The following is a 14,881-nucleotide window of genomic DNA, read 5'->3' as shown; positions in this document are numbered from 1 at the left end:
TCCGGCGGCGGGTGCGTTCGCGGGGTGCGGGGCCGTAGGGGGATGCGCGGGGAGCCGTCGACCGCGTCGGCAACCCGCTCCCGGCGGGGGTGCGTTCGTGGGGCGTGTGGGTGCAGGGGGGAGGATGGGTCGTGGGGCGCCGACTTTGCCGGGCCCGTTGGACTCTGTCGGAGGTGCCTTATGGACGCAGCTCGCCCGCACTCCCTCGTGCCGCCCGGTTCGCTCGTCGGTGGGGACTGGCTCGCGGAGCGGCTCGGTACGCCCGGACTCGTCGTCTTCGACGCCTCCGTCGGGGCGCACCGCGACGCGGAGCGGCGGATCGCGGGAGCCCGTCCCTTCGACCTCGACGGCGCGCTGTCCGACCACACCGCCGCCGCCCCGCACGCCATGCCCGGCCCCGCCGCCTTCGCCGAGGCGATGCGCGCCCTGGGCGTGGACGACGGCAGCACGGTCGTCGTGTACGACGGCGCCGGCATCTACTCCAGCGCCCGCGCCTGGTGGATGCTGCGCAGCATGGGCTTCGACCGGGTCGCCGTCCTCGACGGCGGGCTGCCCGCGTGGCTCGCCGCCGGGCGGCCGGTGGAGGAGCGCCGGCCGGGCTACGAGGGCCCGCGCGGCTCCTTCACGGCCCGGCCCCGCGCCGGGCTGCTGGTGGACGCCGCCACCGTTACGGCGGCCCTGGCCGATCCGGCCGCCGCCGTGCTCGACGCCCGTACCCGCGAACGCTTCGCCGGGACCGCCCCCGAACCCCGCCCGGGCCTGCGCGGGGGCCACATGCCGGGCGCGGTCAGCCTCCCGTTCGGTGAACTGCAGTGCCCCGACGGCCTGATGCGCCCCGCCGCGGAGCTCCGCGCGTCCTTCGGGGCGGCGGCGGGAGAGCGGGAGCGGCTGTACTTCAGCTGCGGCTCGGGGGTCACCGCCTGCGTGCTCGCCCTCGGCGCGGACCTCGCCGGGTACGAGCACCTCGCGGTGTACGACGGCTCCTGGAGCGAGTGGGGCATGCCGTCCCCGGACCGCCCGGTCGTACAGGGGAGTTAGCCCCCACTCCCGGATCCCGCCCGGCCGCATCGAAGCCCGGGAGCGGACCGCGCCGGCGCTCGACGTCCAGCCGATGTGCCCTCCTTCTCCGCGATACCCCCGGCCTCCGGGCCGGGGAAGTCGGGGCATCAGCCGTGGCGCGGCCCCGTCGCCGCCCCGGGGTCGGGGGTTAACCCCACCCCGGATCCGGGCACATGCACCATGCCTGCGCGGGGGCCGCGGCGGGCACGATCGACACCATGACCACGAAGACGCACCTCCGCGGCACCAAGGCCACCGTCACCGTCACTGCCACGGCGCTCGCCGCCGGGCTGCTGCTCACCGGTTGTTCCTTCGGCTCGCTCGTCTCCCGCGGCGGACCGGAGAAGACGGCGAAGACGGACTCCACGGTGGCCGAGGCCGTCACCGCGGTCGACGTGTCGGACCCCGGAAGCGGATCCATCGAGGTGGTCGCCGGATCCGGCCCGGGCGTCGTCGTCCGCCGTACCGTCCGCTATCACGGCGACACCGTGCCCGAGCCCGCCCAGCGGCTCTCCGGCGGCGTCCTGACCCTCGACGCCGGCGATTGCTCCGACCGCTGTTCCGTCGACTACCGGCTGGAGGTTCCGGCCTCCGCCACGGTCCGGGCAGGGAGCAGCAGCGGCCGCGTCACGGTGTCGGGGGTGGCCGCCGCCGACGTCACGACCTCCTCCGGCTCGGTCCGGGCGGACCGGATCGCCGGCCCGGTGAAGATCCGTACCTCCTCGGGCTCGATCGCCGCCGAGGATCTGGCCGGCCCGGGCGCGGACGCCCGTTCGTCCTCCGGCGACGTCCGGCTGGCCTTCGCGAAGGCACCGGGCTCGGTGGCGGTGGAAACCAGCTCGGGCGACGCCGAAGTGAAGGTTCCCGCGGCCGCCTACGCCCTCGACGTGTCCACCACCTCCGGCGAGCGCAAGATCACCGTCCCCACGGACCCGTCCGCGACCGCCCGCGTCGCCGTACGGACCTCCTCGGGCGACATCGTCGTCTCGGCAGTCTGAGCCGCACCCGGAGCTGTTCGCCCCGGGCGAACGGGCGTTGGGGAACATTGGGGCGCGCACGTGCATTGAGTCGGCATAGCTCAACTTCACTGCCGGAGGGAACATCATGGCTTCGACGTCCGTAACGCTCACCCTGCCCGTGCTGCCGCTCGACGACGAGGTCGTGCTGCCCGGGATGGTCGTTCCGCTGGACCTGTCCGACGCCGAGGTGCGGGGTGCCGTCGAGGCCGCGCAGGCAGCTGCCGCGGGCGGCAAGCCGAAGGTGCTGCTCGTGCCGCGGGTCGACGGGAAGTACACCGGCACCGGGGTGCTCGGGACCGTGGAGCAGGTGGGGCGGCTGTCCGACGGGGACCCCGGGGCGCTGATCCGCGGGCGCGGCCGGGTCCGTATCGGGGCCGGGACGACCGGGCCCGGGGCCGCACTCTGGGTCGAGGGCGAAACGGTGGACGAGGCCGTCCCCGATCCGCTGCCCGGCGCCGTCGCCGAGCTCGTCAAGGAGTACAAGGCGCTCGCCACGAGCTGGCTCAAGAAGCGCGGGGCCTGGCAGGTCGTGGACCGGGTGCAGCAGATCGAGGGCGTCGGGGCCCTCGCGGACAACTCCGGGTACTCCCCGTTCCTGACCGTCGAGCAGAAGGTGGAGCTGCTGGAGACGGCCGACCCCGTCGCCCGGCTGCGGATCGCGGTCAAGGCCCTCAGCGACCACCTCGCCGAGCAGGACGTCGCCGAGTCCATCGCCAAGGACGTCCAGGACGGCGTCGACAAGGTCCAGCGCGAGTTCCTGCTGAAGCGGCAGCTCGACGCCGTGCGCAAGGAACTGCGCGAGCTCAGCGGGGAGAAGGAGGGCGAGGAGTCCGACGACTACCGCGCCCGCGTCGAGGCCGCCGACCTGCCCGAGAAGGTACGGGAGGCCGCCCTCAAGGAAGTCGACAAGCTGGAGCGCTCCAGCGACCAGTCCCCGGAGGGGTCCTGGATCCGCACCTGGCTGGACACCGTGCTCGAACTGCCCTGGAACGAGCGGACCGAGGACGAGTACGACATCCGGGGAGCCCGCGCCGTCCTGGACGCGGAGCACGCCGGGCTGAGCGACGTGAAGGACCGGATCACCGAGTACCTGGCGGTGCGCAAGCGCCGCTCCGAGCGCGGGATGGGCGTCGTCGGCGGGCGCAGGGGCGGGGCCGTGCTGGCGCTCGTAGGCCCTCCCGGCGTCGGAAAGACCTCCCTCGGGGAGTCCGTGGCCCACGCCATGGGGCGCAAGTTCGTCCGCGTGGCCCTCGGCGGAGTCCGCGACGAGGCCGAGATCCGCGGGCACCGGCGTACGTACGTGGGCGCGCTGCCCGGCCGGATCGTACGGGCGATCAAGGAAGCCGGGTCCATGAACCCGGTCGTCCTGCTCGACGAGATCGACAAGGTCGGCTCCGACTTCCGGGGGGACCCGGCGGCGGCGCTGCTCGAAGTCCTCGACCCGGCCCAGAACCACACCTTCCGGGACCACTACCTGGAGGTGGAACTGGACCTGAGCGACGTGGTGTTCCTCGCCACCGCGAACGTGCTGGAGGCCATCCCCGAAGCCCTCGCCGACCGGATGGAACTGGTCCGCCTCGACGGCTACACCGAGGACGAGAAGGTCGTCATCGCCCGCGACCACCTGCTGCCCCGGCAGCTGGAGCGCGCCGGCCTGGCCGCGGAGGAAGTGGTCCTGGAGGAGGACGCGCTGCGCAAGCTGGCGGGGGAGTACACCCGCGAGGCGGGCGTGCGCACCCTGGAGCGTTCCCTCGCCCGGCTGCTGCGCAAGGTGGCCTCCCAGCACGAGCTGGGGGAGCGGGAGCTGCCGCTGCGGATCGGCGCCGAGGACCTGCGGGCCCTCATCGGGCGGCCGCACCACGTACCGGAGTCCGCGCAGGACCCGGCCGAGCGGCGCACCGCGGTACCGGGCGTGGCCACCGGCCTCGCCGTGACCGGGGCGGGCGGCGACGTCCTGTTCGTCGAGGCCTCGCTGGCCGATCCCGAGACGGGCGCGGCCGGGCTCACGCTGACGGGCCAGCTCGGAGACGTGATGAAGGAGTCGGCGCAGATCGCGCTCAGCTTCCTGCGCTCCCACGGTGCCGAGCTGGAACTCCCGGTCGCCGACCTGAAGGACCGGGGCGTGCACATCCACTTCCCGGCGGGCGCGGTGCCCAAGGACGGTCCGAGCGCGGGCATCACGATGACGACGGCGCTGGCCTCGCTGCTGTCGGGCCGGCAGGTCCGCACGGACGTGGCCATGACCGGCGAGGTCTCGCTGACCGGGCGGGTGCTGCCGATCGGCGGGGTCAAGCAGAAGCTGCTGGCCGCGCACCGGGCCGGGCTGACCACCGTCATCATCCCGAAGCGGAACGAGGCCGATCTGGACGACGTTCCCGCCGAGGTGCTGGCAGGGCTGTCGGTGCACCCGGTGACGGACGTGCGGCAGGTCCTGGAACTGGCCCTGGCCGCGGACGGGGTCCCGGTGGCCGCCGTGGCGTGATCCGGCCGTCCGGGCGGGCCGCGGGCCCGGGGTTACCCGCTCCGGCGGGGCCCCGGGCCCGCGGCGTACCCGCTGCGAAATACTGGGGGCCCACACACCAGCGAAGGAGCGGGCCGTGCACGGGACCGAAGACCAGGAGTTCCTTGCCCTGGAGCGGGAGCTGTCCGTCTTCCTCCGACGGGCCCGCGCCTCCTCCGGGGAGATGGCGCGCGAGCTGCACCCCGAGCTGGAACCCGCCGCGTACGGGCTCCTCGTACGGCTGGAAGCCGCCGGGCGGCAGCGGGCGACCGAGCTCGCCGCGTACTTCGGGGTCGGCAAGGCCACGATGAGCCGGCAGCTGCGGGCCCTGGAGGTGCTGGGCCTGCTGGCCCGCGAGCCGGACCCGGCGGACGGGCGGGCCTTCCTGGTGGGACTCACGGAGGAGGGCCGCGAGCGCTTCCTGCGGGTCCGGGGCGCCCGGCGCGAGCAGTACATGCGCAAGCTCGCGGACTGGGACCGCGGAGAAGTGGCGGAACTGGCGCGGCTCCTGAACCAGTTGAACGCGGGCGGGGAGTAGCACCCGGGGCGCGGCCACGGCCGGGCGAAGCCCCGCGCGGCCCGCGCTTCCGCGCCCCTACAGCTCCGCGTAAGCCGCCGACGCGTCGTCGTGGCGCTTCTCGCGGCGGTGTGCCCGGCCCGGGTCCGATTCCAGCGCGCGCACCCGGTCGATCAGCGACTGCGCGCCCTCCTTGCGCAGCACCGCCAGGCAGTCGGCCCAGTCGCCCTCCCCGAACGTGTCCGTCCACCGGCTGGCCCCGTCCGTGAGCGCCGCCACCGCCCGCACCTCCGCGCGCGGCGTCCGCCCGGTCACCGCCCGGGCCGCCACCTCCGGGTCCGCGGCGGCGGTGAAGAAACCGCCCTCGGCGTTGCGCAGCTCGTCGGCGGAGGCCTCCGTGCGCAGCCGCTCGCGCGGGATCCGGTCCAGCCGGTCGTCGAGCACCGCACGCACCTCTCCTCCCGGCGCCTGGAGGAGGAGTACGGAATCCGAGAGCACCAGGTGTTCGACCCAGGACGCGTCCCAGCGGACCACGACCACCGTCGCCTGCGGCGTCCGGACGTGAGAAAGGTCACAGGTGTCGCGGTGGGCGTCCGCGGTGACGCGGATGGCCTCCGCCAGGACGCGGTCGAGGGGCATGTCCCGGCGCGATCCGGACAGTTCGGTCAATCGGCCGCCCAGTCGGGCCGCGAACCACGGCACTCCGTGCGCGCATCCGACCTCGCCCGGAGGCGGGGTGACCCCGTCGAGGGCCACCAGGACTCCGCCGCCCGAGGCGGGGATCGCGGCCGACAGCCAGTCCTCGTTGGGGCGTTCCGGGTTGCCGGGGGCGGAGGAGAGATCGATGCGCATGGGGACATTCTGCCCGCGCTGGGCTCCGTAAGGGCAGGGCGGGCCGAGAAAGGTCCGGACCAAAGCGGGGCGGGTGAGGAGGGAAGGGACTCCCGGGGTCCGCGGGGCGGCCCTCGGCGATGTGGGCGGGCATCCTGCCAAAAGCCGCATCGATCTTTCAACCACCCGTCCACGGCGGGGCTCTGACAGCCGGTCGCCGAGTTGGTCGCCAACTCCTCCGTGCTGTTCACTCCTTCGTGTGGCCGGGCGGGCGATGTGCGGCCCTCTTCCCAACTCACTGCGAGGGTCTGAGGCGGTACGGCGGTAGGCGCGCGCAAGCGGCGCGTACCGAACAGCACGTACCAGGCATCACCTACCAGGCATCAGACAACGAGCACGAGCAGCACACGTAAACAGGATTGCGAGCACCGGTGCAGAAGAAGCGGCCTCGGAAGAACGGCACCGTCGCGAACGGCACCGCACCCGACGGCACCGCACCCGACCGACGAGCCCCCGACGGCCCGGTCGCCGCGACCGCTCCCGCAGGGCGCCGCGTTCGCGTGCGCCGCAGGCTGGTCATCGGGGTCGCCGTGGCCGGGCTCGCCGTGCTCGTGGCGGGAGCCCCCGCCGTCCTGTCCGCCTCCGCGGACCTGAAGGACTCCCAGCAGCTGGTCACCCTCGCCGACCAGAGCCGGCAGACCCTCACCCTCGCCCACCTGCTCGGGGACGAGCGCGACGCCGTCACCGCGTACGTGGCCAAGGGCCGTCCCGGCGGCGCCCGGGGCGCGCAGGCCGCCGCGGTCCAGGAACGCACCGCGGGCACCGACCGCCAGCTCGCCGAGGTCCAGGCCGACGCGGACGAGGAACTCGCCCAGGCCCTCGGCCGGGTGGGCGCCGTACGCACCGAGGCCATGGAGGGCAAGGACAGCGCCCTCGCCGCCCACCAGGCCTACTCCGGCGTCATCGCCGAACTCCTCGCGCCGAGCGGCCGGCTCGCCGAGCTGACCCCGCCGCGCGCCGCCGACGCCCTCGTCACCGCCCGCCCGCTGGCCGCCCTCGGGCAGGCCGTGGAACAGGCCTCCGCCACCCGCGGACTGCTCCTCGCCGCACTCTCCGTGCCGGGCGGCGACAAGCAGCCGGGCGCCGCCTTCGTGGACGAACTCACCGCCGCGGCCCAGCGGGCACGCGTACGGGAGCAGGGCGCGCTCGACGACTTCGCGCGGGCCGCGCGTCCCGACGTACGCCAGAGCCTCACCGCCACCGTCACCGGACCCGAGGTCAAGACGGCCGACGACTACCTCAAGCGGCTCACCGACCGGCCGGCCCTTTCGCCCGCCGACCGCAAGCTCGATCCCGGCACCGTCGGACCGGCCCTCACCGCCCGCGTCGACCGGATGCGCTCGGTCGAGGCCACCCTCGCCGGCCAGCGCGCCACCGCGCTCGCCGCGCTGCGCGACGACGACGTGACCGCGCTGGAGGTCATGGTCGCCTTCCTCGGCGTGCTGTTCCTCGTCACCCTCGGCATCTCCACCGCCATCGCGCGCTCCCTCACCCGGCCGCTGTCGGTCCTGCGGCGCGGAGCGGCGCGGCTGGCCACGCCGGAGGGCTCGGTGGAACCGGTCCGGTTCACGGGCCGCAACGACGAGTTCGCCGAGGTGGTGCGCCACCTCAACGCGGTGCGCGACCAGACGGTCTCCCTGCACACCCGGATCGCCGGACTCGACGCCGACCGGCGCCGCCTCATCGGCCGCAACGAGGCGCTCTCGGCAGGCCGGGAGGCACTGGAGGAAGAGCTCTCGCTGCTGCGGGCGGGGCTGGAAGAGCACCGCCGCATCATGTCGACCACGTCCGTGTCGCTGTCCCTGCGGACCCTGGGGCTCGTCGAGCGGCAACTCGCCGTCATCGAGGAGCTGGAGTCCGAGGAGCCGGATCCGGACCGCCTCTCCACCCTCTTCAAGCTGGACCACCTGGCGACCGTGATGCGCCGCCACAACGAGAACCTGCTCGTCCTCGCCGGCCAGGAACACGGCCACGGGCAGGGCCTGCCGGTGCCGCTCGTCGACGTCATGCGGGCGGCGGTCAGCGAGATCGAGCGCTACGAGCGCGTCGACCTCGGGGCGCTGCCCTCGTACACGCAGGTCGCCGGGCACGCCGCCGACGACATCTCGCACGTCCTGGCGGAGCTGCTGGAGAACGCGACGACCTTCTCGCCGCCCGACGCCAAGGTCAAGGTGTCCGGCTGGCTGCTGGACTCCGGCGACGTGGTGCTCTCCGTCGTCGACGAGGGCATCGGGATCACCGGGGACCGGCTGGCGACCCTGAACGAGCGGCTGGCCACGCCGGACGCGTACGACGAGGAGCCCGAGTCGGAACACGGCCTGGGCCTCGGCCTGTACGTGGCCGGACGGCTCGCGGCCCGGCACGGGGTGAGCGCGGAGCTGCGCGCCCAGCGGCACGGCGGCACGGAGGCGCTGGTCGTCGTACCGGCGACGCTGCTGCCCGCCACCCCGCCGGCCTCGCCGGTCCACACCCTGGGCGCACCGGGCGCACCCGCGCTGCACCTGCCCGGGGTGATCGCGGAGGCCAACCAGAACACCCTCCCCGCACGCGTACGGGGCCTTGCCGCCCGCACGCCCGAGGCCCCGGCGGCCACCGCTGGGGCCGACGCCCCGGCCGGGCCGCCCGAAGCCGCGGCCGCGGCACCGGCGGTGGACCCGGACCCCGCCGCCTTCCCCGAGGCAGAGGCCGAGGCCGCGTGGGCCGAGCCTGAGCCCGCCCCTGGTGTCTGGGCCGAGCCCGCTCCTGCCGCCGAGCCCGAGCCCGCCCCCGTCGCCCGGGCCGAGCCCGAGCCCGAGTCCCCCGCCGGCTTCCCCGAGCCGGAGCCCGCGCACGAGACCGCGCAGGCCTCCGCCGCCGAGCCGCCCGCGCGGGCGGCTCCGGAGTCCGCTCCGGCGGGGTTCGCGCCTCCGGCCGGGCAGCTGCCGCCCACCGAGCAGGTGTTCCGGGTCCCGGCACCGGTCGAGGTGCCCGCCGAGCAGGTGTTCCGCGTACGGCCGCAGGCCCAGGCCGCCGCGGAGGTGCCCGTAGGGGCGCCCGTAGAGCCGTCGGCCGAGACGCCCGCGGACGTGCCCGCCGAGCAGGTGTTCCGCGTACCGCCGCAGGCCGACGCGCCCGCCGAGCAGCCGTTCCGGGTCGAGGCCGCCCCCGAGGCGCCCGCGCACCGGACCGAGCCGGAGGAAGTCCTCACCGACAAGGGGCTCCCCAAGCGGAGCCCCCGCGTGGTGGCCGCCGGACGCGAGGACGAGGTGCGCCCGGCGCCGGGCCGGGTGGACGCCGACGAGCTGCGCCGCCGTCTCGGCGGGTTCTACCGGGGAGCCCAGGACGGGCGACGCGTCGTGGAGGCCGAGCTCGCGCACGCCCCCCGTCAAGACGCGCCGCAGGACCCCCGACAGGGCCCGCCGCGGGACCAGGGGCAGACCGACCGGGGGGACACCGCACAGGAGGCACGCACATGAACGCGTCCAGTACGTACGGACTGAGCTCCCAGGCCCGCAACCTTCAGTGGCTGCTGACCGACCTCGTCGAGGAGGTGCCCGGGGTCAACTCGGTGGCTGTCGTCTCCTCGGACGGGCTCCTCCTGCTGTCCTCCGATCCGGTGGCACCCGACACGCCCGCCGCATCCTCCGCACCCGCCCGCCCCAGCGGCCCCCGCGGCGCGTCCGCCGATCTCGCGACGATCGTCTCCGGCCTCGGCTCGCTCACCACGGGTGCCGCCGCCCTGATGGACGGCGGCTCGGTCAAGCAGACGATGGTGGCCATGGAGCACGGTTCCGTGTTCGTCATGTCCATCAGCGACGGATCGCTCCTCGGCGTGCACGCCACGCCGGACTGCGACATGAGCGTCGTCGCGTACCACATGGCCTTGTTCGTGGGCCGCGCCGGCCACGTCCTGACCCCCGAAGTCCGCAGTGAGCTGCGCCAGTCGATGGAGAACACCCCGTGAGGAGTCCGGCCTCCGACCGGCTGCCGATACGCGGCGCCGACCGCCGTCCCGCCCGTGTACGCCCCTACTCCCTGACGGGCGGCCGCACCCGCTTCACCCAGGTCCTGCACGTCGAGACCTTCGTCGCGGCCCTCGACACCAAGGTGTCCGAGCCGCGGAAGCCCGACCGGATGCCGGAGATGCCGGCGATCGTCGAGGTCTGCCGCCGCATGCGGACGATCGCCGAGATCGCCGCCCTGCTGAAGCTGCCGCTCGGCGTGGTCCGCGTCCTGGTCAGCGACCTCGCCGACCAGGGCCGGATCCGTGTCTACGGGACCGGCCACGGCAGCGGCCGTCCCGACCGCGCTCTGCTCGAAAGGGTGCTCAGTGGGCTCCGCCGTCTCTGAAACCGGCCTCTTCTCCGCGCGTCCGGACTCCGGTCCGCAGGCCGATCCGCAGGCCGATCCGCACGCCGATCCGGACGAGCCCGTACAGCCCTGGCAGTACGACCGCTCGCGCGCGCCCGTCGCCGTGAAGGTGCTGGTGGCGGGCGGTTTCGGGGTGGGCAAGACCACGTTCGTCGGTTCCGTCTCCGAGATCCGGCCGCTGCGCACCGAAGCGGTGATGACCGAGGCCGCCGCTCCCACCGACGACCTGTCCGCGACCCCGGACAAGCACACCACCACCGTCGCCATGGACTTCGGGCGCGTCACGCTCGACGACGACCTCGTCCTGTACGTGTACGGGACCCCCGGCCAGGAACGCTTCTGGTTCATGTGGGACGACCTGGTGCGCGGCGCCGTCGGCGGGATCGTCCTCGCCGACACCCGGCGGCTGCGCGACTGCTTCCCCGCGCTCGACTACTTCGAGAGCTGCGGGCTGCCGTACGCCGTGGCCGTCAACCACTTCGAGGGCACGCCTTCGTACGAACCGGAGGACGTGCGGGAGGCGCTGACCATACCGGCGCACGTACCCGTCGTGATCATGGACGCGCGGCGCCGGGTGACCGTACTGGAATCCCTGATGACCCTCGTGGGCCACGCCCTCGACACGACCCCCGAATAGAGAACGTGCACATGCGCAAGATACTCGTCGTCGGTGCCGGCCAGTCCGGTCTCCAGCTCGCCCTCGGACTCCAGGCGAAGGGGTACGAGGTCACCCTCATGTCCAACCGGACGGCGGACGAGATCCGCACCGGGCGGGTCATGTCCACCCAGTGCATGTTCGACACGGCGCTCCAGTACGAGCGGGACCTCCAGCTGAACTTCTGGGAGCAGCAGGCGCCGAAGATCGAGGGCCTGGGCGTCTCGGTCTCCGCCCCCGACGGCAGCCGCCCCGTCGACTGGCTCGGCAAGCTGAAGGGCTTCGCCCAGTCCGTCGACCAGCGCGTGAAGATGGCCGGCTGGCTCGACACCTTCGCGCAGCGCGGCGGACAGCTGGTCATCCACGGCGCGTCCGTCTCCGACCTGGACTTCTTCTCCCGTACGTACGACCTGGTGCTGGTCGCGGCCGGCAAGGGCGAGCTGGTCTCGCTGTTCGGCCGGGACGCGGCCCGCTCCCCGTACGACGCCCCGCAGCGCGCGCTCGCCGTGTCCTACGTGCACGGGCTGGCCCCGCGCCCCGAGCACCCCGAGACGGAGGCCGTGCGCTGCAACCTGGTCCCGGGCGCCGGCGAGCTGTTCGTGATGCCGACGCTGACCACCTCCGGGCGGGCCGACATCCTGTTCTGGGAGGGGATCCCGGGCGGACCGCTGGACGTCTTCGGCGGCGTGAAGGACCCGGCGGACCACCTCGCGCTGACGCTGGAACTGATGGAGAAGTTCACGCCCTGGGAGTACGCGCGGGCGACGAAGGTGGAGCTGACGGACGCGGGCGCCACGCTCGCCGGGCGGTACGCACCCGTCGTCCGCAACCCCGTCGGCCGGCTGCCCGGCGGCGGGCTGGTGCTCGGCGTGGCGGACGTGGTCGTCGCCAACGACCCGATCACCGGGCAGGGTTCGAACTCCGCCGCCAAGTGCGCGGCCTCCTACCTCTCGTCGATCCTCATGCACGGGGACAACCCGTTCGACGAGGCGTGGATGAAGGCGACCTTCGACACGTACTGGTTCACCAGCGGCAAGCCCGCCACCCAGTGGACGAACGCCATGCTCGGCGTCCCGCCGGAGCACGTGCTGAACCTGATCGGTGCGGCCGGGCAGCTCCAGCCGGTGGCGGACCGATTCGCCAACGGCTTCGACAACCCGGCCGACTTCGACGCGTACTTCTACGACCCCGAGGACGCGGCGGACTACCTGGCGGACGTCGCGGGCGCCTCGGCCTCCGCGTAACCCGTGTCGTCCCCCGCCGTCGCGCCCTCGGGCAGCGGCGGCGGGGTGAAGGCGCGCAGCGGCGCCCCGTCCGGGTCCGGCCGGACCGCGCCGAGCAGCGGATTCGCCGCGATCGGCGAGACCTTCACCTTCGCGCCCGGGCGGGGCGCCTGGATGACCTTGCCGTCGCCGACGTACAGGGCCACGTGGGTGGCGGTCGGGAAGTACACCACCAGGTCGCCCGGACGCAGTTCGTCGAGCGGCACCCTGGGCAGCCGGGCCCACTGCTCCTGACTGGTCCGGGGGATCTCGCGGCCCGCGTGCGCCCAGGCCTGCGAGGTCAGCCCGGAGCAGTCGAAGGAGGCCGGACCCTCGGCGCCCCAGACGTACGGCTTCCCGATCTGGGCGGCCGCGTACGTGAGGGCCGTGCCGCCGGCCGCGGTCGGGTTGCGCGGCTGCGCGCCGCCGCTGCCCAGCTTCCCCGAACCGATCAGCTCCCGCTGCGCGGTGGCGGTGTCCTCGGCTTCCCGCGCGTCGAGCTCGGTGAGCTGGGAGGGGCTGAGCGAGGCCAGCATCCGCTCGACCTCCTTGAGCTGCGTGGCGGCCTCCTCCTTGCGCTCCTTGGTCTCCGCCGTCAGCTTCTGCTCGGAGTCCAGGGCCTTGCGGGCGGCGGTGGCGAGGGTGTCGGCGTGCTTCTCGCCCCGGGTGAGCCGCTCCAGCGCGGCGGCCCGCCGGGCACCCTCGCGCTCCGCGACCCGGCGCTGTTCCAGGGCCCCTTGGGGGTCCCCGGCGAACAGCATCCGGGCGTACGGGGAGAACCCGCGGCCCCCCTTGTACTGCTCGCGCGCCAGCCGGCCCGTGGTGGTCTGGGCGTCGGTGACGGCGGTACGGGCCTTGCCGAGCTCGGTGCTGAGCCGGCTCTCCTCGCGCTGCCGGGCGGTGAGGGCGCTCTCGGCGGCGTTGTAGGCCTCGGTGGCCTGCTCGGCGCGCTGGTAGAGGCCCTGGAGGCGGGCGAGGAGGACACCGACGGGTTCGGCGGGAGCGGCGGGGGCGGCGGGCTCGGCGTGGGCGACGGGGAGCGGGCCGGCCGTGACGAGGGCGGCGGCGAGGCACGCGGCGCGAAGCAGCCGACGTCTGCGGCGTCGTGACATGGGGTCACCTCCTGGCGGCCGATGCTGCCATGCGCGGTATGACAAATCGCCCACCCGGGGCGGCCGTGCCGCTCCGCTCACCCGGTCGGCGTACGTCCGCCGGCCGGACCCGATGAAACGCTTGATGCGGCTTTCGCCAAGTACGGGGTGAGGGGCCGACGGGGCCCCGCTTACCAGGGGAGGGACCGGGGTGAACAGCGCACACGAGGACGGCGCGGGGGCGGGCGGCGCGCGGGCGGGGAGCAGGGGCAAGGACTCCGGGTGGGCGGGGGCCGGGCCACCGGATCTCCGGACGCCGGAGGGGTTCGGAGCGTTCTACGAGGAGCACATCGACGCCGTGCTCGGGTTCGTCACCCGGCGGGTCACCGACCCGCACCTGGCGGCGGACCTCACGGCCGACATCTTCCTCGCCGCGTTGAAGGACGCGGCCGGCTATCGGCCCGACAGGGGAGTGCCGATCGCCTGGCTCTACGGAATCGCGCGCAATGTGCTGGCCAGTCATGCCCGTGCGGGAGCCCGCGAGCGAGGAGCGCTGCAGCGGCTCAGCGGCCGCAGGCTGCTCGACGACCAGGACGTGGCGGCCCTGGAGGAGCGGATAGACGCACAGCGGGCCTTCCGCGACCTGGCCGAGCGGCATGCCGCCCTGTCGGAGCCGCTGCGGGCCGCGCTCGACCTGGTCGTCGTCGACGGCCTCACGCCGGCCGAGGCCGCCCAGGCCCTCGGAGTCACCCAGGCCACCATCCGGGTCCGCCTGCACCGCGCCCGGCGCGCGCTGCGCACCCCGTCGGCCCCCCTCGTCCCCGCCCCGGCGCAGCAGTTGGAGGTAGCACGATGAGCACCAGGCCCACAGCGTTCGAGGAGCGGCTGAAGGCGGAGCTCGTGGCGATAGCCGCCGACCTGGGGGCATCCGGGGGAGGTGTGGACCTCGCCGCCCGCAAGCCCGCCCGGCGCATGCGAATACCGCTCGCCGTCGGGCTGGCGGCCACGGCGGCCATGGGCCTGATCGCGCTGCCGGTCGTGGGGGACGAGGGAGGTACCTCTGCCGCGTACGCGCTGACCAAGGGTGAGGACGGCACCATCATCGTCAAGCTCTTCAACTCGGAGGGCCTCCCGGGCCTGGAGCGGGAGCTCCGGGGCCTGGGAGTCCCGGTGGTGGTGATCCAGCGGAAGCCGTTGGCGGAATGCGAACCGCGGCCCGGCGGTGGGTTCGACGGACCTGTCTGGAACGAGGAGCGTCAGGCCTGGGATCCCTACGAGGACGTCCTCGATACGAACGCCGACGAACCCGTACTGAGGATCAATTCCGAGACGGTGAAGCCGGGGCACACCCTGGTGCTCGTCAGGCCGATCAAGCCGTCCAGCGACCCCATGCACGACGGCATGGGCTTCGGCACGATGGAGACCTCCCGGCTGCCGTCCTGCATACCCGACTTCACCAGTGCCTTCGACCCGAAGCTCGTGCTTGATGCCTCCCAGGGAGGGGCAGAAGGCGGAGCCGTGAAGTAGCCGATCGGGG

Annotated in this window: 13 protein-coding genes; 11 read left to right on the top strand and 2 right to left on the bottom strand. The window is 74.1% G+C overall.

What is annotated here, in order from left to right; translation table 11 throughout:
* Positions 1-180: 180 nt before the first annotated feature.
* The 4 genes from AC3IX6_RS11290 (at position 181) to AC3IX6_RS11275 (ending at position 5,116) form a co-directional block, all read left to right on the top strand.
* A complete protein-coding gene (locus tag AC3IX6_RS11290) occupies positions 181-1,038 on the top strand; it encodes a sulfurtransferase (protein ID WP_489370009.1) in 858 nt (285 codons plus the stop codon).
* Between the two features lie 239 nt (positions 1,039-1,277).
* A complete protein-coding gene (locus AC3IX6_RS11285) occupies positions 1,278-2,057 on the top strand; it encodes a DUF4097 family beta strand repeat-containing protein (RefSeq protein WP_489370008.1) in 780 nt (259 codons plus the stop codon).
* Between the two features lie 106 nt (positions 2,058-2,163).
* Entirely contained in the window at positions 2,164-4,560 is a 2,397-nt protein-coding gene (gene lon / locus AC3IX6_RS11280; RefSeq protein ID WP_489370007.1) for an endopeptidase La, read from the top strand.
* A gap of 115 nt (positions 4,561-4,675) precedes the next feature.
* Positions 4,676-5,116, top strand: a complete 441-nt coding sequence (locus tag AC3IX6_RS11275) for a MarR family winged helix-turn-helix transcriptional regulator (protein WP_243336175.1) — start codon at positions 4,676-4,678, stop codon at positions 5,114-5,116.
* 57 nt (positions 5,117-5,173) lie between these two features.
* Here AC3IX6_RS11275 and AC3IX6_RS11270 read toward each other — a convergent pair whose 3' ends face one another.
* Positions 5,174-5,947: a protein phosphatase 2C domain-containing protein gene (locus AC3IX6_RS11270; RefSeq protein WP_489370006.1), complete on the bottom strand. Its 774-nt coding sequence runs from the start codon at positions 5,945-5,947 to the stop codon at positions 5,174-5,176.
* A gap of 410 nt (positions 5,948-6,357) precedes the next feature.
* Here AC3IX6_RS11270 and AC3IX6_RS11265 point away from each other — a divergent pair, with 410 nt between their 5' ends.
* From AC3IX6_RS11265 to AC3IX6_RS11245, 5 genes are read left to right on the top strand one after another with little or no spacing between them, the layout of a single operon-like run.
* Entirely contained in the window at positions 6,358-9,441 is a 3,084-nt protein-coding gene (locus AC3IX6_RS11265; RefSeq protein ID WP_489370005.1) for a sensor histidine kinase, read from the top strand.
* Positions 9,438-9,929 carry a roadblock/LC7 domain-containing protein gene (locus AC3IX6_RS11260; protein ID WP_489370004.1) on the top strand — a complete coding sequence of 164 codons (492 nt, stop codon included), beginning with the start codon at positions 9,438-9,440 and terminating at the stop codon, positions 9,927-9,929. Before AC3IX6_RS11265 ends, AC3IX6_RS11260 begins: the two co-directional genes overlap by 4 nt.
* Positions 9,926-10,315 carry a DUF742 domain-containing protein gene (locus AC3IX6_RS11255; RefSeq protein WP_382970494.1) on the top strand — a complete coding sequence of 130 codons (390 nt, stop codon included), beginning with the start codon at positions 9,926-9,928 and terminating at the stop codon, positions 10,313-10,315. Before AC3IX6_RS11260 ends, AC3IX6_RS11255 begins: the two co-directional genes overlap by 4 nt.
* Positions 10,296-10,973: a GTP-binding protein gene (locus AC3IX6_RS11250; protein WP_489370003.1), complete on the top strand. Its 678-nt coding sequence runs from the start codon at positions 10,296-10,298 to the stop codon at positions 10,971-10,973. Before AC3IX6_RS11255 ends, AC3IX6_RS11250 begins: the two co-directional genes overlap by 20 nt.
* Positions 10,974-10,984: 11 nt before the next feature.
* The gene (locus AC3IX6_RS11245) at positions 10,985-12,235 is read left to right on the top strand and encodes a styrene monooxygenase/indole monooxygenase family protein (RefSeq protein WP_489370002.1); all 1,251 of its coding nucleotides are present in this window, start codon (positions 10,985-10,987) and stop codon (positions 12,233-12,235) included.
* Here AC3IX6_RS11245 and AC3IX6_RS11240 read toward each other — a convergent pair.
* The gene (locus AC3IX6_RS11240) at positions 12,196-13,365 is read right to left on the bottom strand and encodes a C40 family peptidase (protein WP_489370001.1); all 1,170 of its coding nucleotides are present in this window, start codon (positions 13,363-13,365) and stop codon (positions 12,196-12,198) included. The genes AC3IX6_RS11245 and AC3IX6_RS11240 overlap by 40 nt on opposite strands.
* A gap of 190 nt (positions 13,366-13,555) precedes the next feature.
* Here AC3IX6_RS11240 and AC3IX6_RS11235 point away from each other — a divergent pair, with 190 nt between their 5' ends.
* Both AC3IX6_RS11235 and AC3IX6_RS11230 read left to right on the top strand, forming a co-directional pair.
* Positions 13,556-14,200: an RNA polymerase sigma factor gene (locus AC3IX6_RS11235; RefSeq protein ID WP_489370000.1), complete on the top strand. Its 645-nt coding sequence runs from the start codon at positions 13,556-13,558 to the stop codon at positions 14,198-14,200.
* Entirely contained in the window at positions 14,197-14,871 is a 675-nt protein-coding gene (locus AC3IX6_RS11230) for a hypothetical protein (RefSeq protein ID WP_489369999.1), read from the top strand. The genes AC3IX6_RS11235 and AC3IX6_RS11230 overlap by 4 nt, the downstream gene beginning before the upstream one ends.
* The last annotated feature ends 10 nt before the right edge of the window (positions 14,872-14,881 follow it).

The sequence above is a fragment of the Streptomyces sp. GL_141 genome, from assembly GCF_057834385.1.
Note: the sequence above shows the minus strand (reverse complement) of the source record. Positions and strands in the feature narration are given on the sequence as shown.